Origin of the sequence: Acinetobacter sp. ANC 5054 (assembly GCF_002135295.1) — a bacterium.
GTDB lineage: Bacteria > Pseudomonadota > Gammaproteobacteria > Pseudomonadales > Moraxellaceae > Acinetobacter.
In genome coordinates, this window is the sequence record NZ_NEGG01000011.1 from 78,346 (window position 1) to 103,255 (window position 24,910).

Annotated in this window: 24 protein-coding genes and 1 CRISPR repeat array; of the genes, 9 read left to right on the plus strand and 15 right to left on the minus strand. The window is 39.1% G+C overall.

Annotated elements, in window-relative coordinates:
- The first annotated feature begins 152 nt into the window (after positions 1–152).
- Positions 153–551: a MarR family transcriptional regulator gene (locus B9T33_RS11885; RefSeq protein ID WP_086179116.1), complete on the plus strand. Its 399-nt coding sequence runs from the start codon at positions 153–155 to the stop codon at positions 549–551.
- Complete coding sequence (locus B9T33_RS11890; protein WP_086179117.1) at positions 541–1,734, plus strand: MFS transporter; 1,194 nt, start codon at positions 541–543, stop codon at positions 1,732–1,734. Before B9T33_RS11885 ends, B9T33_RS11890 begins: the two co-directional genes overlap by 11 nt.
- 19 nt (positions 1,735–1,753) lie before the next feature.
- Here the strand turns inward: B9T33_RS11890 and B9T33_RS11895 are convergent, their stop codons facing one another.
- The gene (locus tag B9T33_RS11895) at positions 1,754–2,734 is read right to left on the minus strand and encodes a GlxA family transcriptional regulator (RefSeq protein WP_086179118.1); all 981 of its coding nucleotides are present in this window, start codon (positions 2,732–2,734) and stop codon (positions 1,754–1,756) included.
- A 119-nt stretch (positions 2,735–2,853) separates the two neighbouring features.
- Here B9T33_RS11895 and B9T33_RS11900 point away from each other — a divergent pair, with 119 nt between their 5' ends.
- Complete coding sequence (locus tag B9T33_RS11900) at positions 2,854–4,641, plus strand: acyl-CoA dehydrogenase (protein WP_086179119.1); 1,788 nt, start codon at positions 2,854–2,856, stop codon at positions 4,639–4,641.
- A 128-nt stretch (positions 4,642–4,769) separates the two neighbouring features.
- Here B9T33_RS11900 and B9T33_RS11905 read toward each other — a convergent pair whose 3' ends face one another.
- The 4 genes from B9T33_RS11905 to B9T33_RS11920 all read right to left on the minus strand — a co-directional run bounded on the left by B9T33_RS11905 (position 4,770) and on the right by B9T33_RS11920 (position 8,941).
- Entirely contained in the window at positions 4,770–5,372 is a 603-nt protein-coding gene (locus tag B9T33_RS11905) for a nitroreductase family protein (protein ID WP_086179120.1), read from the minus strand.
- A 206-nt stretch (positions 5,373–5,578) separates the two neighbouring features.
- Entirely contained in the window at positions 5,579–6,070 is a 492-nt protein-coding gene (locus tag B9T33_RS11910; protein WP_086179121.1) for a hypothetical protein, read from the minus strand.
- 250 nt (positions 6,071–6,320) lie between these two features.
- Complete coding sequence (fumC, locus tag B9T33_RS11915) at positions 6,321–7,715, minus strand: class II fumarate hydratase (RefSeq protein WP_086179122.1); 1,395 nt, start codon at positions 7,713–7,715, stop codon at positions 6,321–6,323.
- Positions 7,716–7,933: 218 nt separating this feature from the next.
- Positions 7,934–8,941: an SDR family NAD(P)-dependent oxidoreductase gene (locus B9T33_RS11920; RefSeq protein ID WP_086179123.1), complete on the minus strand. Its 1,008-nt coding sequence runs from the start codon at positions 8,939–8,941 to the stop codon at positions 7,934–7,936.
- Positions 8,942–9,183: 242 nt separating this feature from the next.
- A CRISPR array of direct repeats spans positions 9,184–9,991; the repeat unit is 28 nt; unit sequence TTTCTAAGCTGCCTACACGGCAGTGAAC.
- A 542-nt stretch (positions 9,992–10,533) separates the two neighbouring features.
- Between B9T33_RS11920 and tusD the strand changes: the two genes are divergently transcribed.
- The 4 genes from tusD to B9T33_RS11940 all read left to right on the plus strand — a co-directional run bounded on the left by tusD (position 10,534) and on the right by B9T33_RS11940 (position 12,014).
- Entirely contained in the window at positions 10,534–10,902 is a 369-nt protein-coding gene (gene tusD, locus B9T33_RS11925) for a sulfurtransferase complex subunit TusD (protein ID WP_086179124.1), read from the plus strand.
- A gap of 44 nt (positions 10,903–10,946) precedes the next feature.
- Positions 10,947–11,297 carry a hypothetical protein gene (locus B9T33_RS11930; protein ID WP_086179125.1) on the plus strand — a complete coding sequence of 117 codons (351 nt, stop codon included), beginning with the start codon at positions 10,947–10,949 and terminating at the stop codon, positions 11,295–11,297.
- A 14-nt stretch (positions 11,298–11,311) separates the two neighbouring features.
- Complete coding sequence (locus tag B9T33_RS11935) at positions 11,312–11,599, plus strand: DsrH/TusB family sulfur metabolism protein (RefSeq protein WP_086179126.1); 288 nt, start codon at positions 11,312–11,314, stop codon at positions 11,597–11,599.
- A 103-nt stretch (positions 11,600–11,702) separates the two neighbouring features.
- The gene (locus B9T33_RS11940) at positions 11,703–12,014 is read left to right on the plus strand and encodes a TusE/DsrC/DsvC family sulfur relay protein (protein WP_086179127.1); all 312 of its coding nucleotides are present in this window, start codon (positions 11,703–11,705) and stop codon (positions 12,012–12,014) included.
- A gap of 52 nt (positions 12,015–12,066) precedes the next feature.
- Here the strand turns inward: B9T33_RS11940 and B9T33_RS11945 are convergent, their stop codons facing one another.
- Together B9T33_RS11945 and B9T33_RS11950 are read right to left on the minus strand one after the other, a co-directional pair.
- A complete protein-coding gene (locus B9T33_RS11945; RefSeq protein ID WP_086179128.1) occupies positions 12,067–12,546 on the minus strand; it encodes a winged helix-turn-helix transcriptional regulator in 480 nt (159 codons plus the stop codon).
- 149 nt (positions 12,547–12,695) lie between these two features.
- Complete coding sequence (locus B9T33_RS11950) at positions 12,696–13,595, minus strand: LysR family transcriptional regulator (RefSeq protein WP_086179129.1); 900 nt, start codon at positions 13,593–13,595, stop codon at positions 12,696–12,698.
- 99 nt (positions 13,596–13,694) lie between these two features.
- Between B9T33_RS11950 and B9T33_RS11955 the strand changes: the two genes are divergently transcribed.
- Complete coding sequence (locus B9T33_RS11955) at positions 13,695–14,147, plus strand: CidA/LrgA family protein (RefSeq protein WP_086179130.1); 453 nt, start codon at positions 13,695–13,697, stop codon at positions 14,145–14,147.
- The gene (locus B9T33_RS11960; protein ID WP_086179131.1) at positions 14,144–14,854 is read left to right on the plus strand and encodes an LrgB family protein; all 711 of its coding nucleotides are present in this window, start codon (positions 14,144–14,146) and stop codon (positions 14,852–14,854) included. The genes B9T33_RS11955 and B9T33_RS11960 overlap by 4 nt, the downstream gene beginning before the upstream one ends.
- Before the next feature lie 148 nt (positions 14,855–15,002).
- Here B9T33_RS11960 and B9T33_RS11965 read toward each other — a convergent pair whose 3' ends face one another.
- From B9T33_RS11965 to B9T33_RS12000, 8 genes are all read right to left on the minus strand, one after another.
- Positions 15,003–15,749 carry an adenosylcobinamide-GDP ribazoletransferase gene (locus tag B9T33_RS11965; RefSeq protein WP_086179132.1) on the minus strand — a complete coding sequence of 249 codons (747 nt, stop codon included), beginning with the start codon at positions 15,747–15,749 and terminating at the stop codon, positions 15,003–15,005.
- On the minus strand, positions 15,746–16,369 hold the full coding sequence (locus B9T33_RS11970) for a histidine phosphatase family protein (RefSeq protein WP_086179133.1): 624 nt from the start codon (positions 16,367–16,369) through the stop codon (positions 15,746–15,748). The genes B9T33_RS11965 and B9T33_RS11970 overlap by 4 nt, the downstream gene beginning before the upstream one ends.
- Positions 16,370–17,422, minus strand: a complete 1,053-nt coding sequence (cobT, locus tag B9T33_RS11975; RefSeq protein WP_086179134.1) for a nicotinate-nucleotide--dimethylbenzimidazole phosphoribosyltransferase — start codon at positions 17,420–17,422, stop codon at positions 16,370–16,372.
- Positions 17,419–17,940, minus strand: a complete 522-nt coding sequence (gene cobU, locus B9T33_RS11980; protein WP_086179135.1) for a bifunctional adenosylcobinamide kinase/adenosylcobinamide-phosphate guanylyltransferase — start codon at positions 17,938–17,940, stop codon at positions 17,419–17,421. Before cobU ends, cobT begins: the two co-directional genes overlap by 4 nt.
- Positions 17,937–18,611 carry a 2'-5' RNA ligase family protein gene (locus B9T33_RS11985; protein ID WP_086179136.1) on the minus strand — a complete coding sequence of 225 codons (675 nt, stop codon included), beginning with the start codon at positions 18,609–18,611 and terminating at the stop codon, positions 17,937–17,939. Before B9T33_RS11985 ends, cobU begins: the two co-directional genes overlap by 4 nt.
- A 214-nt stretch (positions 18,612–18,825) precedes the next feature.
- Positions 18,826–21,000: a bifunctional mannitol-1-phosphate dehydrogenase/phosphatase gene (mtlD, locus tag B9T33_RS11990; RefSeq protein WP_086179137.1), complete on the minus strand. Its 2,175-nt coding sequence runs from the start codon at positions 20,998–21,000 to the stop codon at positions 18,826–18,828.
- A gap of 270 nt (positions 21,001–21,270) precedes the next feature.
- Positions 21,271–22,509: an MFS transporter gene (locus tag B9T33_RS11995; protein ID WP_086179138.1), complete on the minus strand. Its 1,239-nt coding sequence runs from the start codon at positions 22,507–22,509 to the stop codon at positions 21,271–21,273.
- A 114-nt stretch (positions 22,510–22,623) separates the two neighbouring features.
- Positions 22,624–24,891, minus strand: a complete 2,268-nt coding sequence (locus B9T33_RS12000; protein ID WP_086179139.1) for a TonB-dependent receptor — start codon at positions 24,889–24,891, stop codon at positions 22,624–22,626.
- Positions 24,892–24,910 lie beyond the last annotated feature (19 nt).

Consider the following 24,910-nt stretch of genomic DNA (forward strand, 5'->3'; position numbering starts at 1 on the left):
TTTTTATAGCTCTAAACCTTGCATTAAAAAATATGTACTAGACTTGAACTGGGTCATTAATAAGCGTAAAGTTGCAATTAATTTAGTTACCCTAGTTAACCATTTTGAATTCTGTACTCGGATTTCGCTCATCTTTACTACGCTGCGCCCGTATGATGAGTGACGAAATCAACACCTTATTGGTTCCATATCAGCTCAACTATTCCCTATGGCAAGTCATGTTTGTGATCCGTGAAAAAAACGGATGTACTTCTATTGAAATGGCTGAATATTTAAATGTATCTAAGCCGTCTATTGCGAAACGTGTACATGCATTGTCTGAATTACAAATATTGACCCATGTTGAAACTGAAGATAAACGTCAGAAAAAGTTAATCTTAAGTGAAAGTGGTGAATCATTATTTAAGCAATGTGCTCAAGAAATTGACCGTTTCGAAAATAGCTTAATCGCTCAATTTGAACCGCATGACATTCAACATGTGGTAGAGATGTTTCATAACATTGTCCGTGCGCTAGAAGCCCAACATTCAGGGGATCAGCATGCAAACTAAAGCACCTTTATGGACTCGCAATTTTATTTTAGTGAGTGCCATTAACTTCCAATTGGTTTTAATCTTCTATTTATTGGTTGTGGTCATTGTCGGTTATGCCGTTGCTGAATTAGGTGCAACGACTGCACAAGCAGGCTTAGTTTCAGGTCTGTTTATTGTTGGGACTTTGGTTGGCCGCTTATTGGTCGGCAACTTCCTTGAACGCTTCGGACGTAAAACAACGCTTATCGTCGGTCTAGCTGGATTCCTTATATTTTCAGGTTTTTACTTCATCCATTTTGGCGTTGGCATGTTGCTCGTCGTGCGCTTTATGCATGGTTTTATGATGGGCATGGCATCAACCGTATTAGGTACTATTATTGCCCAAATCTTACCTGCAACACGACGCGGTGAAGGTATTGGCTATTACAGCATGAGTAGTACCTTAGGCACAGCAATTGGGCCATTTTTAGCGATTTGGATGATGCTACATGTCGGTTATCAGTCGATCTTTATTGTTTCCACTGTCATCTCGATCAGTTGTTTATTAGTAGCTTTACTCATACAAGTTCCTGACCTTCCAACTGTGAATAAAATGATTGAGACTGAGGTCGCTGCGAAAAAACCAAGTTGGATTTCAAAATTTGTAGAACCCAAAGCATTACCCATTTCCTTAATTATGCTGTTTGCATCTATTTGCTACTCAGGCGTGCTTTCATTTATTAATTTCTATGCCAAAGAAATTGATTTGGTGGAAACAGCTTCGTTCTTCTTTCTCATGTACGCTATTGCGATTTTGATATCCCGTCCATTTACTGGTCCGCTCATGGATCGTAAAGGTGAAAATGTGGTGATTTATCCTGCATTTATTATCATGGGAATTGCACTGATCTTACTGAGTTTAACTCACAGCTCATGGATGCTTTTATTGTGTGCAGGCTTATTGGGTTTAGGTTATGGCAATATTCAATCAGTTTGCCAAACCGTTGCTGTTAAAAGTGCACCACTTGAGCGCATGGGTTTTGCGACCTCAACCTTCTTTATATTTTTAGATGCTGGATTAGGATTCGGTCCATATTTTATTGGCATGATGTTGGATTATATCGGTTATTCGCAATTGTATCTTTACAGTGCTTTTGCTGCCTTTGCATGTATCGTGCTTTATTACCTCTTACATGGCCGATACACCAAGAAATTGGCTTAAGTGATTCCTTCATTTATAGCTAAAATCGTCGACTAAAACGTCGGCGATATTCCAACGGGGTTAGCCCCGTTTTTTTATGAAATAAACGTCGAAATGAACTTGGATCACTATAGCCAACATCCTGCATAATTAAGTCTAATGCATGGTCAGTTTCTTCCAATCGTTTGCGCGCCGCCTCTATACGAATGGCTTGTAGATATTGATTGGGAGGCACATCTAAAGCACTATTGAAGCGTCGAATGAGCGTTCGCTTAGTCACATTAAATAATTCTGCTAAATCATCCAATACAATTTCTTTTTCAAAATTCTGCTCTAGCCAATCTTGTACTTTTTGCACCAATTCATCGTGATGAGGTTGACCTATTTTCATCAACGAATAAGACAATTGGCTATCACGTCGATAATCAATCACAAAAGACTTTGCGGTTTGAATGGCAATTTCAAAGCCATAAAAACGCTCTATTAAATGCATCCCTAAATCAAACCAAGCTAAACCACCACCTGCACAATAAATCTGTAAATCATATGTGATGAGTTGATCTACATTGAGTTTAACCTGCGGATATCGCTCACGAAATATATGCTGAAAACCCCAATGCGTCGTAGCTTGTTTGTGGTCAAGCAAGCCCGCTTCTGCCAAGAAAAAATTACCTGTGCAGTTCCCTGCAATTAAGCATTGCTTTTCATACTGATTTTTTAGAAATTGAATGAGTTTGGCATTACTGCTTAATACATCAAGGATCGGTGCGCCAATGGTTGGAACGATTAAAATATCGGCCTGATCAATTTCATCAAAAGAACAATCTGCTTGTAAACGTATGCCATTAATACATTGAATAGACTCACCATCTTCTGTGGCAATTCGGACTTCAAATAAACGCTGTACATCTTTATTTTGGATGCGGTTCCAACTTGCACCTGCCATTGCAAAAATATCAAATATTCCAGTAATGGCTGAGGCTAGTGCACCATTGAACGCCACAACCACGATTTTAATCATATCTATAGCCTTGATGATAATGTCATTTTTGACTCATTTAGTGTCATTATTGACAATCCAATAATCAAAAAGCAACTGCTAATCTAGACTTATTCAAAGTACTCACATAGGTTTGAGCAATGGCACAGCTAATGAATAATAAAGATTTAAGTTTTATGCTTTTTGATGTGTTCAAAGCCAATGAACTTAATCAAATGCCACGCTATAGCGAACACGATGTTGAGACTTTTAACAGCATTTTAGAGACAGCTGAAGGCATAGCCACCGACTTTTTTGCGCCACATAATGCCAAAGCCGATCATCAGGAACCTACTTTTGATGGCACGCAAGTTTCAACCATTCCCGAAGTTAAAACAGCATGGCAACAATTTGCCAATGCAGGATTTCTCTGTGCCCAACATGACTATGATCTAGGTGGAATGCAATTACCGACACTGATCAATATGGCAGCGAATGCGTATTTCATGTCTGCAAACCCATCAACCGTGGCCTATTCATTTTTGACTGCTGCCGCTGCCAATGTGATTCAAGCTTTCGGTTCTACTGAGCAAAAAAATACATTTTTGGCACCCATGTTTAATGGTCGTTTTTCTGGCACGATGGCACTGACTGAACCTAATGTTGGTTCATCCCTCGGCGATATCACTACTAAAGCTATTCCCCAAACAGATGGAACTTACTTCATTAAGGGCCAAAAAATGTTTATTTCTGGTGGTGATCAAGACATCACAGAAAATATCGTGCATTTGGTTTTAGCGCGTATACAAGATGCACCTCAAGGTGTAAAAGGCATCTCACTTTTTATCGTGCCAAAATTTAAAACCCATGCGGATGGCACTTTAGCTGAACATAATGACGTTCACTTAGCTGGTCTATTGCATAAAATGGGCTATCGCGGAACCACATCTACCGTACTCAGCTTTGGTGAACACGATCAATGCACAGGCTATTTAATTGGTGAAGCAGGCTCTGGTTTAAAATACATGTTCAAAATGATGAACGAAGCACGTGTTGGTGTGGGCTTAGGCGCAGCAATGATTGGCTATCGTGGTTATTTAGAATCACTCGATTACGCAAAAAACCGCCCACAAGGCCGTATCGTATCGGATAAAGACCCTGCTGCAAAACCTGTCAATATTATCCAGCATACAGATGTCAAACGTATGCTCTTGGCACAAAAATCTTATGTCGAAGGATCACTAGCGTTATGTTTATTTGCTGCACGTTTAATTGATGAACATCAAGCTGGTGGCAATGAAGACAGTGCGATCTTACTCGATCTAATTACACCTGTAGTGAAATCTTTTCCTTCAGCGTATGGGCCTAAAGCCAATGACTTGGCAATTCAAGTTTTAGGTGGTGCAGGATATACACGCGAGTACCCACTTGAGCAATGCTACCGAGATAATCGCCTTAACCCGATTCACGAAGGTACTTTTGGCATCCAATCTTTAGATTTATTAGGGCGGAAACTTTGGCAGCATAACCGTAAAGGTCTAAATCTATTGATGCAGCGTATCCAAAATACTCTGGATGTTTCAAGAGATGATCGTATTCAACCGCTTGCTCAACGTTTCCAACAACATCTACAAACTGTGCAAAACACCACAAATATACTTGGTAAAGCCTTAATGCAGGGACAAGTCGATGAAGCACTGGCAAATTCTGCACTGTATTTAGACATGATGGGCCGCCTAATTATCGCTTGGCTTTGGTTAGATATGGCAAATAAAGCTGTGAATAAATTTTCTGCATCAAATCATGTAGAGGATCAAAACTTTATGGCAGGAAAATTGCAAGCAGCTCAATACTTTATACGTTGGGAACTCCCTGAAATTGAACATCAAGCCAAATTATTGGTTAATTTCGATGAGACGTGTCTGGACATGCAACAAGATTGGTTCTAACACCCAGTTTTTAGCCCTACCCTCAATGGGCTAAAAAAAAGGCAAAGTTTTCAGGGATGAAGACTTTGCCTACCCTTTACACACAAAAAAAGAACCACAGAAGTGGTTCTTTTTTTGAAATTTATGAATTATTGAAAAACTTTGAAGCGTGCTGCATCATCCATATATGGTTTTTCTTTTGCTCCACCTTCTACTGAACCAAAAACCAATTGTGCACGAAGTTTCCAGTTCGTAGGAATGTTCCATTCAGCATGTACTTGCTCATCTACAATAGGGTTGTAGTGCTGCAATGATGCCCCTAGACCTTCTGTATTAAGCGCTGTCCATGTCGCAAATTGGGCAATTGCCGTTGAATGTTCTGCCCAAATTGGAAAATTTTCGGCATATGATGGGAACTGATCTTGCAGGCCTTTCACAACATCTAAATCTTCAAAAAATAATACTGTACCTACACCTGCGGCAAAACTTGCCATTTTTGCTGTGGTTTTTGCAGCACTTTCCTCGTCTTTTGCATATGACTTTAATTTTTCAGCCACTAAGCCCCAAAATTTTTCATTTTCACCATTAAATAAAATTACCGCACGCGAAGACTGAGAGTTAAAAGATGACGGACTTTGTTTAATTGCATGTTGAATCAAATCAGTTAAGTATTCAGGTGTTTGACTGATATTTTTACCAATAGCGTAAATAGTACGGCGTTTGCTAATGAGATCAATAAACTGATTTGACATATTTCTAAAGTCCTTATGTGAATGAATTTTACTGCCCAACAACAGGCAATACATTTAACAGTGAAGCAATTTATATTCCAGTTTTGACCATTTATTCAAAAATAATCTAAACGACGCTTACTATGCGTGAGGCATTTGCACTTGTAAATCTGATGTTCTGATGTAGATATAAAAAATCCTCCTAAAGTGGAGGATTTTTTAAGCATTTAGAATTTTGCTTCAAGGACTTTCATTGATACTTGGTTTTTCCATAACTCGCGCAAGGTTGGAAGATAGAATTTTTCCCCCAATTCAACCAACTCAGAATCAATCAAAGCATGAACTTCGTGCATAAATAAGTAATCGAGTTCCACAGTCTGCAATTTAGGCTGAGACTTTTTAAACTCTTTACGTTTTTGCTGTGCTTTTTTTACTAAGTTGTCTGCATAAGCACGATCTTTATATTGAGCAATCGCGTTTAAACGTAATTCAATCACACCCCAACCACTGAGCAATAATTTGAATTTTTCAAAATCTGTCGTGGTTGACTCCCAACTCATGTCATCCAAGTTTTCATCTTCAGGTAGAACTGGCAATAACAATTCCATCACACTTGGGAAAATCTTTTTAAAGTTCAAAACAAATTTAACAGGATGCTCACCCGGATAGTCTTTAAATTGAACTTGCTTTTGGGCATCGGTTAAAAATATTTTGAGCATGGGGAGAAAATCCTTAAGAAAAACATAATTTTAATCATTATGATTTCAAACTTGATGTTTAAAATCAAAAAATGGATTAAAAAATACTGAAACGTCAGGCATTTTAACAAGTATGTGAGTTTATTCAATGCCAATCATTTTGAAAAAAATCTATTTTATTTTTTAGTGATGCTAATTTTTTTAATTCTTAAAAAGTTAGAGATCGAATATAAATATCCGACCTCTAAGATTTCATGCTCTTGCTAAAACATTACTTCGTATTTGGCGAAACCATTTGTTCAGGGCGCACTACTTCATCAAACTGCTCAGCAGTAACGAGTCCGAGTTCTACAGCAACCTGTTTTAATGTCTTACCTTCTTTATAAGCCGTTTTTGCAACTTTCGCCGCATTTTCATAACCAATGACTGGATTGAGCGCTGTCACTAACATTAATGAATCATGTAAGAAATGATCAATTTTTTCACGATTTGGCTCAATGCCAATAGCACAATGGTCATTAAAGCTATTACAAGCATCGCCTAGCAGTTGTATAGATTGCATTAAATTAAATGCGATCACAGGCATGAACACGTTTAATTCAAAATTACCCGAAGCACCCGCGACATTAATAGTCGTATCATTACCCAATACTTGTGCAACAACCATAGTCATTGCTTCACTTTGAGTCGGGTTAACTTTACCTGGCATAATACTTGAACCAGGCTCATTTTCAGGAATTCGAAGTTCACCAAATCCACAACGTGGACCACTGGCTAGCCAGCGCACGTCATTTGCAATTTTATTTAAACTCACAGCAAGCGTTTTTAATGCACCTGAAGCAAACACAGCTGCATCACGACCTGCAAGGGCTTCAAATTTATTTGGAGCAGTGACAAAAGGTAAACCCGTTTGAGTCGCAAGCTCAGCAGCAGCTTTTACTGCATAGTCAGGATGGGCATTCAATCCTGTACCTACGGCTGTTCCGCCTAAAGGTAGCTCATACAACCCTTCTAAAGCTTGATTTAAACGCTTTAGCCCGTGATCAAGTTGCGAGACATAACCGCTAAACTCTTGACCTAAGGTTAATGGCGTCGCGTCTTGTAAATGCGTACGACCTATTTTGACAATGTCTTTAAAATCATTTGATTTTGCATCCAAGGTGTCACGTAATTTGGTCACTGCAGGGATCAAAAGCTCATTAATCTGTAAACTTGCAGCCACATGAATTGCGGTTGGAAATGAGTCGTTGGTTGATTGTGCACGGTTTACATGATCATTGGGATGAACTGGTTTTTGTGAACCCAAAGGATTGCCTAATTTTTGGTTGGCAATATTTGCAATCACCTCATTACAGTTCATGTTACTTTGCGTACCTGAGCCTGTTTGCCAAACCACGAGCGGAAATTGTGCATCCCATTGACCAGAAATTACTTCTTCAGCGGCATTGACAATATAGCCTGATAATTCTTGTGGAATTTGACCTAAAGCAGCATTGGTAATTGCAGCAGATTTTTTAACAAGTCCCATTGCACGGATCATTGGGCGTGGTAGACGTTCACCACCAATTTTAAAATTCTGCAAACTACGCTGGGTCTGTGCACCCCACATTGCTTCGCTTGGTACTTCTACTTCGCCCATCGTGTCATGTTCAATACGTGTTTGCATACTTAACCTCATTTCCTTATCAAACTTTTTACGAAAGTTCAGATACTTCCGTGATTATTCATAAACAGTTTATTTAAATAACCCAAATAAGTAAATGATAATTATTATCAATAATAAGTGGATTATTTGATAAGCCTTATCGCTTAAATTTTGAAATCATTATGATTGAATTTAAATGGCTTATTCATTGATGAAAATGGCTTTTAAGCTTAATTTGCTTATTGACCACGTAAAGTTTGTTGATAAAAACGCCACTCATCTTCAAGCATTTTCTTCAAACTTTGTTCAGGTTGCCAATGAAAGGTGTTTTCTGCCTTATCAATATTGGCACCCAATTGGTCAAACTCTTGATTTGGGTAATAAGTCGCATCGACTGTTTTAATTTCAGATTCTGTAACTTCTGCAATTACATCGAGCAATTTTTGAATAGAAACCAATTCGCCTGCAATATTAAAGGCTTCACAAGCATACTGCTGCGTTGGAAGCCATTGCAAACATAGCCAGACCGCTTTACAGCAGTCCAAGACATGTAAAAAGCTACGTTCAACGGTTCCATCAGCGGTTTTAGCCTGTTTACGCAGTTCAATATAATCTCGTTGCATGGCACCTACTTGCATTGCCAATGGCACAATGTTTTTCGGTAAAGGTGTTACAAATTCACCCAGTACACCGTGTTCAAATGCGCCTGCAATATTACCTAAGCGTAAAATAGCAATTTTCCACTCATTGTCTGTTCGTGCCGTATCACGAATGATTTCTTCAACCATTTGCTGAGATTTAACATAAGGATTTGGATAGGCGTAGTTAAATACCGTATCTTCAGATAGCTCTGCGGATGACTGTCCGTAAACAGCAAGACTAGATAAATGTATGAATGTACGTACGCCTGTTCGTTGCATTGCGCGTAACAAACTCATAATACAGCTGACATTATCATTATAATATTCAAGTGGTTTTAGTACCGACTCTTCTAATGACTTAAAACCAGCCGCATGGACCACAGCATCGACAGTATATTGTTCAAAAACTTTATTTAATGCGGGAGTATTTCGAATATCAAGTTTGACAAAAGGTACGTACATACCTGAAATATATTCTATACGTTCCAAGGTTTGTAAGTTCGCATTAGAGAGGTTATCGACAATAATGACTTCTTGTCCCTGAGCCATTAAACTCAAAGCGATATGTGAGCCGATAAAGCCTAAACCACCAGTCACTAAAATCATTTTCGATACTCCTTATATTTATCAATGTCTTAAAATTTATAAGTGTAATTTGGGTATTTCTCCGAAGTTGTTCACAATAGCGCAACGTAAAAAACCAACTCAAAAATTCGCTGAAGTTATCTGATCTTATTTTACAAGCTTGAAATATTGCGTGTGTTGCAGTTGTAGGTGCGAACTGTATTGGCTTTACGACTATATTGAATTAATTTGCGCATATAAATTTTTTGAGCTTACTCGCTTTTTTTCTAAGCTGCCTATACGGCAGTGAACTAAATGAGTTGGCTCTTTTCACAGGCGCTGGTTTTCTAAGCTGCCTATGCGGCAGTGAACAGAAATCACCAATGCGTTTTTTGGCTTTAGAATTTCTAAGCTGCCTATGCGGCAGTGAACTCAAGCCGACCTGCTGCTATTCGTGGTTTGCATTTCTAAGCTGCCTATGCGGCAGTGAACAAGGTCATTCCACCAACATTAAGCTTAATACTTTTCTAAGCTGCCTACACGGCAGTGAACTCGCCGCCCGTGCCTAACGCTACTGGTAGAATTTTCTAAGCTGCCTACACGGCAGTGAACTTCTCATCTGATAAGAAAATATACATTTCTGCTTTCTAAGCTGCCTACACGGCAGTGAACAATTATAAGCATCAATTGCTTGCTGTGTAATTTTTCTAAGCTGCCTACACGGCAGTGAACTTTTTCCATTTGCTCATTTGCACGAAGCAACATTTCTAAGCTGCCTACACGGCAGTGAACTGAAGGGCAAATATATGAATTTTTCATCTGATTTTCTAAGCTGCCTACACGGCAGTGAACATAATGAAGATGTAGCACCTGCCAAGAAGTCATTTCTAAGCTGCCTACACGGCAGTGAACAAGATGCATTCGCAATTTTAACGAAACTCGCATTTCTAAGCTGCCTACACGGCAGTGAACAAAAGGCAATACGGGCTTACCATGCGGGGGAATTTCTAAGCTGCCTACACGGCAGTGAACGTACGATGACAACTAAAAGGATATTTTTTAATTTTCTAAGCTGCCTACACGGCAGTGAACAGTAATTTAGCACTAAAAATTAAATAAATAACAATAATTTGCTATTAAAATTTAAATTTTACCCAAATTTTCAAGCTAAAATATAAGTTATTGATTTTATTAGTCTATTAATGAGCAAAAAAATATTGGGTAAAATCGTCTTTTCCCAATGAGCAAATATAACGCGTATCTCAAATCTTGGCTTTATAAATACCTTAAAATCATCTTTATTTTCAAGGTCACTAAGTCATAATCAAACTTAGTGTCACTAATTTACTTTCTAATCAATCATCGCATTCACAATTAAATTTTTCCTACTGACTTTGGTCATATTCTTGATGCGCAGCCATCGGAATTACATACATCATGCTCAAGACAGAATATTGTTGCTTATATACACACTTAAAACCCACAACCTACTGTTTTAAATTAATATTTAATAAATTTTAAGGGTTAGACTGTTGATTTATTTAGATGACTTACAAAAACATTATATAATAGCTTTTTCTTCTGAAGTCAGAATAACCAGTCCCATGGGCTGCCTATTCATTTAGTGAATTTCGATGAGTACCTTATTACTAATTACCTCCTCACCCGCTTCAATTCATGCTTGGCATGCATTAGGTTTGGCACAAGCACTTAAAGATAAAAATGAAAGCTTTCGGGTTTTTTTCTATCAAGATGGTGTAAATGTGGCAAATGCCCTGCAATGGGTGCCAGATGATCAACGCAGACTAAGTCAAGAATGGCAAAAACTTGGAATTCGTCTACCTGTTTGCGTGAGTGCAGCTTTAGCGCGCGGAATTACCGATCAGGAAAATGCACAGCGTCATCAAATTCAACAGCACAACTTAGCAACTCAGTTTGAACTTGTTGGTTTAGGTGAACTAGCCGATGCCGTACAGACAACTGAACGCTTGATTCAGTTCTAAGTTATTTATTTTCGCTAATTTGCTGTATTGAAAAGGAATACCCTGTGAAAACTGTACTCGTTATATTAACCCATGCAAATCTTGCAAGTTTACAGGTACATGAAAGCTTATCTGCCACAATGGTTTTGGCCACCTTTGGCTGTAAAGTGAAAGTACTCTTTAAAGATGCTGCATTGAGTTTGTTAAATGCTGATCAGGAATTTGATCAATTTAAGCATGCATTTAAATTGGCATCGAATTTGGTAGATAGTTTTGAGTTTTATGATTTAAGCCCAATCTTGATTGAACAAAAAAATTCGAAACATCCCTTTGTGGTCAATGCTGAGCAAGAGCTTAAATTTGTTGAATTAAATGCAAACTTAATTCAAAGTTTTGACCATGTGCTGTATTGGTAATTTAGGAAATATACATGTCTAACTCAACCCTTTACCTCATACAGTCAAGTTATGCAAACACCTTACAATGTATTCACCAATTACGAAATTTAGTCGCTGAAGCTGATGCTATTGTTTTAATGGGTGAAGCAGTTCTCTTCATTGCCGATGAACAAATTCAGCAATTAGGTACATGCTATGTACTTGAGCAAGATGTGCAAATTTTAGCGAAGAATGCCAACTATAATCACATGCAGGTGATTAGCTATGCTGAATTTGCCGACCTATGTTTGCAATATAATCGCTGCGTCACTTTAAAATAATACGGTGGCACTGAAACTAAGTTGAGTTTTCGATACATTTTCGGCAGCTTTTCACAGTTGAAATTATTGATAGATTTTACAGAATCAAAATATTGGAACTACGATGAATCTTGAACTTGACCAAGATGGACATTTGGTGGATTACACCATTTGGAATGAAACTGTCGCACAAGAATTAGCGAAAAGTTTGGAACTAGAACTCAGCCCTTGGCACTTTGAAATCTTACAAGCCGTTCGCCAGTTCTACCAACAGTTTGGTCACTCTCCTGCAACACGCCCATTAATTAAATATTTAATGAAAACAGTAAGCGCTGAGATTAATAATGCTGTACTACAAGAGAAATTTAACACAGGACTGGTTGCACGACATTTGAGCCGTCTTGCAGGGATTCCAAAACCTGCAAATTGTCTTTAATTCAATATTGATCAAAATAGCTTAGGCTATTTTTACTATATTGATAACCCTTTCAAGCTTGTTTTACGGGCTGTATTGCATTGAAATAAGCTTGAGTAAATACGGGTTTGACCTGTTTCGCATTAATCGGCTCATGACAGCATGAACATACCATCAGTGGAGTAAAGGTCTGACCACATTGTTTATGGACATATTCCACGGGTGAACCTTCACCATTATCCATATATTGGTCTGCCCAATGGGTCATTGCCAACAGTATTGGGTATAAATCTAAACCTTTGGGTGTAAGTCGATATTCAAAACGCTCCTGACGTTCAACATATGGGACTTTTACTAAAATCTCCTGCTCGACCAAGCGTTTTAAACGGTCAGAAAGTACATGTCGTGTTACACCAAGGTTTTCTTGAAAATCATCGAAGCGACGAATCCCCATAAAAGCATTGCGGATAATGAGCATGGTCCAGCGATCGCCGAGCACTGACAGTGCGCGAGCAATTGAACATGGTTGTTGTCCAATTTCATCCCATTTCATCTCTTTGATCCAATTTTCAAATCTAACGTAAACACAAATTAATTCATTCAATGTATTTTTGCAAAAACATTTATACATGGCGGAGTTTTAACGCTCATTAATTCAAAGCATTTATGTGTAACCAACTGAGCACTAGCTTTCATTTAAGCTTAAAAATGAATCTGATCTTTATTTTCTTCAATTATTTCTAGCCATGCTCGTGTTGCTGGACTCATCGCTACAGTAGTATTCCACGCCATATTTAAAGTCCAATTCAGATTTGGATTTTCTAAAATACTAATATTGTATTTTTCAGTTTCAAGTTGCTCACAATATATCTTCGGTAAAATAGCAATTCCGACATCTGTATCGACCATTTTCGCAATAAAGTCCCACTGACTACTTTTACACACCACATTTGGTTCAAAGCCGACAAAATTAGCCGCTTGAATAATGATGTTATTCAACGTAAAGCTATCGGCATAAAGTAAAAAAGATTCTTCTTTCAGCTCAACCAAAGAGACTTTTTTGCGGTTTCGCCATTGTGACTCTTTTTTTGAAAGTAAACATAATGGTGAGTCCATGACTGGTATGCCGCTCAGTACAGGTTTTAAATGCCCAAGAATAATGCCGACATCGACTTGTTTTTTTAAAATTGCATTTTCAATTCCTGTTGCACCCACTTCAAAAAAACTGAGTTCAATATTTGGATATTTTTTATGAAACATTGCAATCAAGCTACTAAATAAAACCGACGCTAAGGGTGGTAACCCGAGTGTGAGTTTGCCCTGCTTCAATGCACGCACTTGTGTCACCGTATCAAGCATTCTTTGCTGCTCATTTAATATCACCAAAGCATGCTGATAGATTTGTTCACCCATATAGGTGAGCTGTGCTTCGCGTTTGCGACCAGCATCTCCTTTATGAAATAACGGTACGCCAATTTCGTCTTCAAGCTGCCGAATCACTTTACTGATAGTTGGTTGTGTGACAAATAAAGCTTCTGCTGCGTGGCTAAAACTTTGCTTTTGTACAATGGTCACAAAAATCTTCAGGCTTTTAATATCCACAACTATTATTCCAATTCAGCATAATTAATATTTAATTATTCATAATTGTAGTATAGCGCTAAATTTACAATAGACACATCTCCCAATAAGCCTTCATTCATGGACACTCAGTCGACTTCTCCACGTCTTTTAAATTTTGCAAAGACCCTCTCGCAAATTCTCTTACTAGTCCTAATTTGGTGGTTAGGTTCAAAGATTCAGACTTGGTTTCATTTACCAATTTCAGGTGGTGTAATTGGTTTACTTTTATTACTTGCGGCATTATTCAGCGGTTTATTTAAAATGTCTTGGATTAAACAAGGCTCTGATTTAATCCTCGCTGAATTGGTGCTGTTTTTCATTCCTTGTGTCGTGGGTATCGTTAAATATAAAAATTTATTGCTAAGTTCAGGATGGCAGTTAGTGATTGCTGTGGTCGTAGGCACCATTTGCGTGATGGTATTTACAGCTTTGACCGTCTATTTTGGATTTAAATTAGAACGCAAGTTAAGCAATAAAAAAACACCAAGTGCAGAGCATTCAGACATAAATACGGTGGGTAAAACCTTATGAATGCACTGAGTTTAAATGAAATCTCGATCTTATTTTTCGTCTTCACATTGGTGGGTTATGTTTTAGCGAAAAAGTTGTATCGTAAGTTTCCTTATATGTTACTTGCTCCCGCACTGTTTGTTCCCTTTGTAATTATTATATTCATGTCAATCTTTCATATTTCTTATGATACCTATATGCAAGAGAGCCAGTGGATTATTTGGATGCTTGGCCCTGCAACGGTAGCATTTGCAATTCCAATTTATGAATACCATCAAGTAATTCGTAAACATGCGATGAGTATTAGTTTAGGGATTGTCATTGGTATGTTGGCGGGCATCGTCAGTGCATTTTATCTTGCAAAACTGTTCAGCTTTGACCAAGAAACGACTTTTAGTTTAATGGCTCGTTCTATTTCAACGCCTTTTGCCATGGAATTGACTTCACATATAGGTGGGTCCGTTGAATTGGTGATTTTATTTACCATGATTACGGGGATTGCTGGTGTGGCAATAGCAGATTTAGTACTCGCAGGACTTAAACTTCATTCAAATTTTGCCCAAGGTTCAGCACTGGGTAATGCTGCACATGGTTTTGGTACGAGTAAAGCTTTCATGCGTGACAAAGAGGAAGGTGTCGCTGCTTGTTTAAGTATGGTTCTTGCAGGGGTATTTATGGTGCTGCTAGGACCGTCTGTTATTCATCTGGTGGTATATTTATTAGGTTAAATGCAAATCATAAATAAGCTCAGACAAAATACTGGGCTTATTATTCGTTTATATACGCTTCCCTAATCTACACTTTAATAATCAATCATTACAGAAACTCGATCTGTGTATTTTCATGCAGCTAAACTTGAAGAAATTGAAGTTTTTTCTAATTTAATAAATAATGCATTGCAATCACAAACGCCATCAAGCTTGATACTTCAGAAATTTCAATTGCAGCACCAATGGTGTCACCCGTTACCCCATCAATTCGCTGTATAAACTTATAGCGCAAATAAACCAGAGTCATCAAAAATACCATCAAACTGATCGCACCGACCCAGCCAAAATATAAACATCCACATATACAGGATAAAAAAATTAGGATGGCTCCTGTACGGGGTATATATTCGGCAATTGAAGAACCTAAGCCTTTTTCACGTACATACAATGTCGTTAAAAATAAAAATAATGGCGCTAATCGCCCCAATACAGGAAACATTATTAGCGCAATATAGCTTTGCTGTTGTAGCAACACATAAATTGCTGACCATTTTAATAGGCAGATAATCACCAAACTGAGCACACCAATCGGACCACAAGCTGGGTCTTTCATTATTTGAAGTGTACGTTCTTTATCTCCAAATCCACCAACCCAAGCATCAGCAGTATCCGCCAAACCATCAAGATGTAAACCACCAGTTAGCCAAACCCACAATACCAAGACCATGCTACTGAGCAAAATGAGTGGCAAACTCTGCAACACAAAGGCCATAAGTGCCAGTATGCAACCGATCAACAGCCCCACGACTGGATAGAACAAAAGCGATTGCCCATTCTGCTGTTTTGATGGCATGGCTTTGAGTTGAATTGGAAATGTAGTCAAAAATTGGAGCGCTATTAAAAATGGTGTCATTTTTTAGGCTCCATCAAGCTTATGTTCTTTAAACTTTGAATATTAAATGAATTGAGCTGACCTAATTCTGCACTCATCGTCAAAATTTCATCTAAAGATTTATCTAGTGCCAAGCATTTTAAAAGTTTGACCACGCCACCATGTGAGACCAATAAAACCCTTTGCCACTGCTCTACTTGAGCTTGCTGAATCACATTTTCCAGACCTAGAACAATACGTTGTTGGAACTGCTGCATGCTCTCTGCATTTGGTGGCGTAAATTGCGTTGGTTGTTCCCAAAATTTAGCCAATAACTCAGGGCTTTGCTCATAAATATGTTGAGTCGATAGCGCTTCCCAATCACCAAAATGGATTTCTTGAAATTGAGGATTAATCTGTAATGGCAAATTATATTTTTGCGAAAGTTCAGAGGCAAACTCACGACAACGCTGAAGATCAGAACTCACGATCACATCCCATAAGGGATGCTGACTTACACCATGCATACTAAGCTCGTTGTCTATGGTCTGCTGCATTTGCTGCCACCCCTTTTGTGTCAAAGCATCATCGGTTGAGCCACGTAAGGTGTGACTCAACGTCGTTTCGCCATGACGCAAAATATCTAAACGGAAACTTTCCATTTAAACTTTTTCACCAATGACAGCGGCTTGAGCAAAAGTTGCCATATTGTTATGTAAGTTACAAGCTAAACGGATCAATCCCAGTGAAGCACCTGCTCCACTGCCTTCCCCCAAGCGCAGGTTTAATTTGAGTAAAGGATTGGCGTTTAATTCAGCCAATAAACGGACATGGCCATATTCTGCAGACTGATGCCCAAACAGCATCCATTCACGTACTTCTGGGTTTAAATGCACAGCAAGCAATGCAGAAACGGTACTAATAAAGCCATCTACAATCATGGCTAAACCTAACTGTGCACAGCGTATATAAGCGCCCGTCATTGCAGCAATTTCTAGTCCCCCCACAGCACACAAGGCTTTAAATACATCATTTCCAACATAATCTTGATGCAAAGCTAAAGCTTGATCGATTACATGTTTTTTATGTGCCAATTGCTCTGCTCGAATGCCTGTACCGACTCCAGTTAACTTTTCAGCAGGCTCATTCAGTAAAAAGCACGCTACTGTAGACGCAGCACAGGTATTCCCGATACCCATCTCCCCAGCCACATAAATTGAAGCACCTGCTGCTATCGCATCTTCAACACTTTTGCGCCCCAAGTTCATAGCTTCTACGCATTGTGCTTCGGTCATTGCCACTGTTTTAGCGAAGTTGGCTGTACCAGCTGCAATGCAGTAACGCTCTACACCTGCATAGTTATAAGCTTCGCCTACAGAACCACAATCAATCACTTGCAATTTAGCTTGGTATTCTTTGGCAATTACGCTGATACACGCACCGCCTGTAGCAAAATTTTGCAGCATTTGACGGGTAACTGCTTGCGGGTAAGCGGAAATATTTTCTTCCATCACCCCATGATCGCCTGCAAAAATCGTGATCCACGGAAAATCAACATTGGGTTTGGCCGTATTTTGCAAAGCTGCCAATAGGACTGCGGTACTTTCTAATTCAGACAGCGAACCTGTTGGCTTGGTTAATTGGAGTTGATGGGCTTCGGCAGTTTGTTTTGCTTCATTACTCGGTTGTTTACATGCATCAAGCCACCAGCTCATTGCTTTACTCCTTTTAACACCATTGGAAAACCTGCCACACAAAACACCACTTGGTCAGCCAACTGCCCCAACTGTTGGTGTAAGCGTCCAGATTCATCGACAAATTTACGACTCAGTTGCCCCATAGGGACTACACCGAGTCCAGTTTCATTACTGACTAAAATGATTTCAGACTTTAATTTCGGCAAAATACCTAATAACTTTTGGCATTGCTGTACCTGAAATTCAGCATCTTCATTTAACAGCAAATTGCTCATCCACAAGGTCAGGCAATCGACCAAAATGACTTGATTGATTTGGTCGATCTTTAGTAAACGATCTGCCAAATACTCAGGTTCTTCCACCAGCCCCCAATGTTCAGGGCGGTCAGCTTGGTGATGTTTAATGCGTTCCTGCATTTCATCATCATAGGCTTGAGCCGTTGCTACATACACGACAGGACGTCCGCTATCTTTAGCATTCTGTTCGGCTAAACGACTTTTACCAGACCGAGCTCCACCCAATATCAATTGAATCATGTTGTCGCCATTCCTGATTTTTGCTGTAACTGATGGTGATAATAAGCACTTAATGGACCTTGTAAGATTTGCGCTTGATACGTCCCAAAAGTGATGTGTTGAGTTTCGATATTAAATGTCTGTTGCTGTATTTCTTTAATTCGTGCAAACACATCATCACTATTTATCGCATTTTTATACAGCCCAATCGTAATATGTGGACAATATTCCAATGCCGCAATTTCTTCATGATGTAGGTTTAATGCGTTCCGAATTTGTTTTAATTTTTGCTCTGGATCTTGTACTTCAATAAATAGCGCACTTTGAAAACTATTGATTTTACCTGTACACAACCGAAGATTGCCGTGTGAGCATTGCTTTAATTGTTGTTGATGCTGTTTTAATTGTTCGATGCCGTAATCATCATCTAATTTGAGCCCTTGTCGTTTAGCCATACCTTGTGCATTAACCGATTCAAAAAATCCACATATAAATAAGGTGATATGAAATTGGCGTGTATTCGGCGTATATAAAATATCTGAAAAATGTTCTCGGAGTGCAGTTAAGTAGGCTAAAAGCTCTGGCTCTAGAATTTCCAAATACCACAAAGCATAGTGCTGACGACCTTGATGCCAGTCAGGATAATCCTGATCAAGTGTCGGGACGACAGTGGTAGATGGTTTTAAGAACACGGATAAATCGCTTCAAATTCAATAAGCTTTATTAAAACATGAAATGATTCGGTGGACAGTGGATTTTGATTTAGGATTATTCAGTTAAACACTGAATTTCATTCATCTTAAATTTTTTATGATCAAAAATAAAAATATGCCAAACCTAAATTCAGCATACTTTTTTTTAAATACATTTTGAGCGATATAACGATTTCAAGCTGAAGTTAGAAATTTAGGCAAAGTTAGACGCTTTTTGCAAAGGCCTTTTAGCTTGTGAATGACGCTCGTTTTTATCACGACTAGTCTCATTATCAGCAAAGTGCTCGGCAACAGCATTTAATATATCTTCCCGCATCTGCTGAAGTACTGGATGTAAGTCAGAATTCAATGATTGGGCCATCATATTAAATTGTGTTTCTAAAAACATATGGACTTTAGATAGTTCTATCGCTTGGGTTTCAATGGCATACACCAAGCCATATATCACGCCTTGCTGTAAATATCGCGTATCTAAGCCATAGTTTAAATTGGTGGCAATTGAGCCTAATACTCGTTCATTAAAAGACAATTTTCGTAGTGGATCCCGAGCCACTCGCGTACATGGATCCTTATAAGCATGGGCACAAGAATCAATAAAACTTTGGCTTAGACGGGTTAAATCATTCGCGCGATCTGGGTAGGTTTGGGTTAAACCCGCCTGAACTTCCTGCAGTACATTCCGCATGAATTGTTCTACGCCCAAGTCGGATAATGCCACTCCAACGGTTTGATGTTTGAGTAAAGCCGATTTCCACGCCAACATGGCATGCACACCATTCCACAAACGATTCTTTATAATTTGAATATCTTGAATATGCTCGACCAGAATCATCTGACGCATTTTTTCTAGCAATGGACTGTTATTTTCCACATAGATGGGCATGTCAGATTCTGCATTAAACAAGATCAAATCCATACTTTGTAATATATGACTCGGCTGAAAATTACGTCGCATATCCTCAACATACAAAGTGGCTTGACGTTCTTGTTCTACATTTAAACGGGTCGCATCTTCCATTTCCACGAGATCAACATTATCTACTTCATCTGATTGAAATTGTTTAAAAATATTGTATTTGATGCGTAGTTGGCGATAGAGATTTTGATCACTTAATTTAGACACCATACGGTTAACAACCGTATCACAGAAATAGTGATGCTGGATGATTTGTGCAGCGACCTCATCCCCCGCCAATTCTTTTAATGCCTGAGTCAAATGCTTAAGTAATAACGCTTTTGCACCGACTTTGTTCAAAATGAGCAATAAAGTTAGGGGTTCAATCGATTTTTCATCATGGGCAATATGACGTGCATATAAACCTTGCGCAATGGTTTTTGCCTCATTGGCAATGGCTTTTTCAGGCAAACAAATGGCGATTAGACTCGACTCAATATACATATCCTGCATTTGCTGAATATTTTCAGCATCAATGATTTCCATATTTTCAATACGTTCATCATAAGATAACTGCCCATAACGAATGCTGTACGTTCCAAACGCATTTACCGCAGAACGGTATAAAGGATTACGAGTCGAGGCATAGATTTTTTTCGGGCGTGTATAACCATCCCAATGTGAAAGCACTTGCGCAAGATAGCCTCCACCTATCGCACCAAAACCATGAATGCCAACTGTGAGTTGATTGATGGTTTGTGGAAATGGTTCCTGTACATTAGGCATATCTAAATGCGCTGTGAATGGATCCAGCTCCAATAAAAAATCATACATGCATTCAAAATAATAGTTGGCATTTGACAGCATATTTTCATTGGGCGCTTTAATGTCCTTAAATAGTACCGTTATTCCACCTGCGTCATGCGCAGAACAGACACCATTTTCCGAGTCTTCAAACATCAAGCATTCAGCTGACTCTAAATTAATTTTCTCTGCTGCTCTTTTAAAAATTTCAGGATGCGGTTTGCCATTTTCAACTTCATCACCACAGACCAATACATCAAAGAATTTATAGACATTTGCATTGATTAAATATTCTTCTGCAATTGCACGACGGCTAGAAGTCGCAACGGCCATGCGCAGCCCAGATTTTCTTAATCGCTCAAGGACTTGCACCAAGCCTTTTTTAATGGGTACACCATATTGACGTACGCTCTCAAGTTCGAGTTCATCGGCACGTTTGCGAATGTCAGCATAAGGGATATTTTCATCATATTCAGCTTGAGCAAGACGATGCGCACTTTGAGCACTCAGTCCTAAGCAGTTCATTAAATATGAATCAGAAAACTCGATACCTGTTAATTCAAGAGATGCCTGTTTCAATGTTTGAAACCGTAAACGCTCAGTATCAAACATTGTTCCATCCATATCAAAAATTGCGCCATGTACCAAATCGTTATTAAATTTAAGCATTTATATTCCGTTTTTTTATCGTGACGAAATCATAAAGCACTTATAAGCTGAGGCTGGACAATTATAACTAATGAAACAATTTTGATTATTTTTTAATCAATTGTACGATTCTTGCTTAAGATTTTGTAACATCAAGAGAGCCGTAAGTAACATCACGTAAGCAAAATAATGCACGATCATATGCTTCCGCGCCTGTTTCTTATGCTTAACCTCATACAAAAACGCGTCAATAATTGAGATGACTTCTCCTCAGTGTAACTTTTGAATACTTTATTCGGTCACATCGTAAGACGAGGTTTTATTGATCTGCCTCATTTTTAATGTCTGTAAAACAAAGAACGACATCAGTAATAACATCAACGTTAATAAAAAATAATACGGATATTCACGCTGCCATTGATATAAACCTGTGCTAATTAATGGTCCAACCACAAAACTCAAAGCTTGAGTCGCAGTACACCAACTCGCCACTTTAGTTTGCAAATGACTCGGTGCTGTTTGTGCAGCGCCCGTGGTAAAGGCAGGAATTAGACAAGCCACAGATATTCCATACAGCAGATAAGTCAATTGAAATATACGCAGTTCACTGGTCATTACAGAAATGAAAAGTGCGACCGCCATACTGACTAATCCAACCCAAAGTAAACGGTACACAGACCAATTGAGGTATTTAGAAATCAACGTTTGCATAATTACTAGCGCAATGCCCACAATCAGTGAACATTCAGCGAAGTGAACTGCCCCTTGACCTGTACTCATTTCAAACCGATCTTGAATATAAAAACCTGCGGTTAAATTGACGGTCACAATCGCTAAATACAAGCTAAAGCCAAGCATTAACCATGAATAGCAATGTTTTAAACTGAATTGACTGCTAGGCGCTTCACTCTGAGCTTGCTGAATTCGAGAAGTGCTTTGATTTAAAGGCATTCGATCAAAATAGATGACTAACACAGCCGAAATTATGCTCAAGATAATAATCGCGCCCCAAAGCGGAGTCATCATGCCACCAAAACCAAGCAATAGCGTGGTAAGAAATGGCCCAATAATCACCCCTGCACTGTTTAATGCGCCAAACTTAGACATGGCTTGCGAGCGCTGTTGCTCCTGATTAAATGTGGTCATGACATAGCTTTGCAGAGCAATTTGTGGCATCGCCATAAAAATACCGGTCGCTGCACGCGACAACATCAACAAACTAAACAGTAATAACATGCCGACATGGGAGCTTAAGCCATACATTAAAACGCCTGTGAAGATTCCCCATGTGAAGGCCATCCCAACAAAACCTATGCTTAACAGCTGATAGATGGAAAATTTACTTTGGTTTTTGGAAATATAAATTGCAGCAATTGCCATGAGTAAAGCACCCACAGACACCATTGCACCGCCTTGTATTTCGGTTAAATGTAACTCACGAACCAAAGGGGCAAGTAAGGGCAAAATCATCGAAAAACTTGCGCCATTGGCTAAACTGGCAGCAATAAACAATTTATTATTTCGATCCATTATTTTTGTTATCCATTTTTTTATGGCTACGTTATAAACAATAGAGGTGACTTAAGCCACCCCTATTTTGTAAGTGATCAATCTACAAATTGACTGTGTCCGGCTCAGTAAAGCTTAATATTTAACGCTATAACTCAAGCCATAGGTTCTACCCTGTGCAGGTAGGCTCGACATTGGACCATAGACTGTTTCAACTGATTGACTATATACAGATTTGTAGTCTGTATTCCACACGTTATATACACCAAATCCGAGATTACCAGGCCCAACTTTTGCATTGGCAATTACATCCATGGTGACAAATCCTTTAATTGCAGCTGCTGGCGAAGAACCATATTTCACGGCATCCTTTTGTGCTTTGTCTGTCCCGCCTATTGCGAGTGCTTGAACACGCAAGCTCATATCATTATCAAACTGCCACTCTGAAAATGCCGTTGCTTTCAATGGTGCTACACGTATGGCATCAAGTTCTTGCCAATCACCTTGGGTATTTTTAAATTGGCCTGTGGTATATGCAACTGTCCCGCCTAAAGTCCACTGGGGTTGAAGCTCATAACTAACATTGGCTTCCACACCATAAATTCTTTCATCCGTATCAATCACATCAATGGTGTAATTGGGCGCACCAAATTTCAGACTTTTATCCGAATCATTATAGAAAGCGGTCACCCCTGCATTTAAGCCTGCTGCATTTTGTACACGCCAGCCGAGCTCATAGTTATTGACTTTAATCGGATCAATGGTTTGGCTATTGATCACAGAGTTTGCAGGCACATCACGGAGCATGCGCTGAATATCAGGTAAGTTAGAGCCTTGTGAAAAATTGGCAAACACTTGTTGAGCATCGGTTAGATGGTACACCGCACCAAAGTTAAATAGCGTCGCATCATGCTTTACAGTGCCGCCATTTAAGGTTTTAGCTTCATAACCCGGCATTAAATCCTGTGTAATGGCTTCCATGTACGGAACAGAAGAATCTACATCACTTTCTACACGCTCATGACGAATTCCCGCTTGTAAGCCTAGTCGATCCGTCAGCTCATATTGTGCTTGGGCAAAAATGCCTAATTTATCGGTTTCAACATCTGGGCCAAATGCATAATAGTTAAATGGCTTATAACTCAGACCATTACTCGCAATAAATTCAGCATTGTCATACATCTGAATATTTTGCTGATCCGTTTCATTTTCATAATCCACACCGTAGGTCAATCCCAATGGGCGACCATTGATATTCAGGTCTTTTTGCAAAGCTAGACGTGCACCCCAAACATCAATATCTGTTTCAGACTGATACACTAAAAATAGGTCTTGCCCCATTTCTCGTGCAGATGGGAACCAACGTGCCTTTTCATTGCGATAGTACGTTTCAGCGTTTAAACGATGTCCTAAAACATTCTGATTTTCATATTGTGTATTGACGCTGTAGCGTTCAGTCTGAGGTTGATTTTCCAGTTCTAAGCCTTTAACTGACGTCAGGGATAATGGCAATTTCCCACCGACAGGCTGAGAGCGCAGTGCATTTAAATTTGGGCCATAATCTGGGCCATAATCGCTGTCTTGCTCATCATTATAATATTGCGCACCAAAGCTTAAGCTTTGACCGTCTGCAATTTTCCAACTCACACGACCATTAACATCTAGTGTATCGGTGTCTTGTCGGTCGGTCTGAGCAATTTCAGGCGCAATGCGATTGCCATGACTATCTTGAATTTCACCACGTTTTGTATAGCTCGCACCCAATGTGCCACGTAAATTACCTTGATTAAAATTCATGGTTTGGGTGGCTTCATAAGCCAGTGCATCTGACTTAAAATTGTCACCAGCCGTCACGCCTAACTTGGTTTCAAAACTCAGAGGTTCTGAGCCCCCACGCTTTGTGATGATATTGATAATCCCACCCGTCGCGCCTGAACCATAAATACTGCTCGCCCCCGATACCACTTCAATCCGTTCAATCATCGCAGGGCTAATACTGGTCAATTGACGTGAACCATCGCGATAGCCTGTTTGCGGTACGCCATCAATCATGTATTGCACGACTCGTCCACGCATGGTCATGCCATAGTTTGAGGTCGTACCACTTGAAGGTGTAAGTGATGGTACAAGTAAACCCACAATGTCTGCTGTGGTTTTGCCTGCATTGGCTTGTTTTTCAATTTCTTCTTTTGGAATGCTGTATACCGTTCCAGCAATATCCGCAATACTTTTGGCTGAGCGTGTTGCAGTGACCACAATTGGCGCCATTTTTGTCACTTCGCTATTTTCACGTTGTACCACTGTGTTTGTCTGTACATTAGCATCAACATCTTGTGCATATAATTGGGTACAAATTGCGAGGCTTAAACAAGTGAACTGCATCGGCAATATATAATGTTTCATGGATTTTCCTTATTCAGTG

Excerpts from the sequence above, each read along its gene's own strand:
- B9T33_RS11885 (WP_086179116.1), top strand. The coding sequence starts at position 153 with ATGATGAGTGACGAAATCAACACCTTATTGGTTCCATATCAGCTCAAC.
- B9T33_RS11890 (WP_086179117.1), top strand. The coding sequence starts at position 541 with ATGCAAACTAAAGCACCTTTATGGACTCGCAATTTTATTTTAGTGAGT.
- B9T33_RS11895 (WP_086179118.1), bottom strand. The coding sequence starts at position 2,734 with ATGATTAAAATCGTGGTTGTGGCGTTCAATGGTGCACTAGCCTCAGCC.
- B9T33_RS11900 (WP_086179119.1), top strand. The coding sequence starts at position 2,854 with ATGGCACAGCTAATGAATAATAAAGATTTAAGTTTTATGCTTTTTGAT.
- B9T33_RS11905 (WP_086179120.1), bottom strand. The coding sequence starts at position 5,372 with ATGTCAAATCAGTTTATTGATCTCATTAGCAAACGCCGTACTATTTAC.
- B9T33_RS11910 (WP_086179121.1), bottom strand. The coding sequence starts at position 6,070 with ATGCTCAAAATATTTTTAACCGATGCCCAAAAGCAAGTTCAATTTAAA.
- fumC (WP_086179122.1), bottom strand. The coding sequence starts at position 7,715 with ATGCAAACACGTATTGAACATGACACGATGGGCGAAGTAGAAGTACCA.
- B9T33_RS11920 (WP_086179123.1), bottom strand. The coding sequence starts at position 8,941 with ATGATTTTAGTGACTGGTGGTTTAGGCTTTATCGGCTCACATATCGCT.
- tusD (WP_086179124.1), top strand. The coding sequence starts at position 10,534 with ATGAGTACCTTATTACTAATTACCTCCTCACCCGCTTCAATTCATGCT.
- B9T33_RS11935 (WP_086179126.1), top strand. The coding sequence starts at position 11,312 with ATGTCTAACTCAACCCTTTACCTCATACAGTCAAGTTATGCAAACACC.
- B9T33_RS11940 (WP_086179127.1), top strand. The coding sequence starts at position 11,703 with ATGAATCTTGAACTTGACCAAGATGGACATTTGGTGGATTACACCATT.
- B9T33_RS11945 (WP_086179128.1), bottom strand. The coding sequence starts at position 12,546 with ATGAAATGGGATGAAATTGGACAACAACCATGTTCAATTGCTCGCGCA.
- B9T33_RS11955 (WP_086179130.1), top strand. The coding sequence starts at position 13,695 with ATGGACACTCAGTCGACTTCTCCACGTCTTTTAAATTTTGCAAAGACC.
- B9T33_RS11960 (WP_086179131.1), top strand. The coding sequence starts at position 14,144 with ATGAATGCACTGAGTTTAAATGAAATCTCGATCTTATTTTTCGTCTTC.
- B9T33_RS11965 (WP_086179132.1), bottom strand. The coding sequence starts at position 15,749 with ATGACACCATTTTTAATAGCGCTCCAATTTTTGACTACATTTCCAATT.
- B9T33_RS11970 (WP_086179133.1), bottom strand. The coding sequence starts at position 16,369 with ATGGAAAGTTTCCGTTTAGATATTTTGCGTCATGGCGAAACGACGTTG.
- cobT (WP_086179134.1), bottom strand. The coding sequence starts at position 17,422 with ATGAGCTGGTGGCTTGATGCATGTAAACAACCGAGTAATGAAGCAAAA.
- cobU (WP_086179135.1), bottom strand. The coding sequence starts at position 17,940 with ATGATTCAATTGATATTGGGTGGAGCTCGGTCTGGTAAAAGTCGTTTA.
- mtlD (WP_086179137.1), bottom strand. The coding sequence starts at position 21,000 with ATGCTTAAATTTAATAACGATTTGGTACATGGCGCAATTTTTGATATG.
- B9T33_RS11995 (WP_086179138.1), bottom strand. The coding sequence starts at position 22,509 with ATGGATCGAAATAATAAATTGTTTATTGCTGCCAGTTTAGCCAATGGC.
- B9T33_RS12000 (WP_086179139.1), bottom strand. The coding sequence starts at position 24,891 with ATGAAACATTATATATTGCCGATGCAGTTCACTTGTTTAAGCCTCGCA.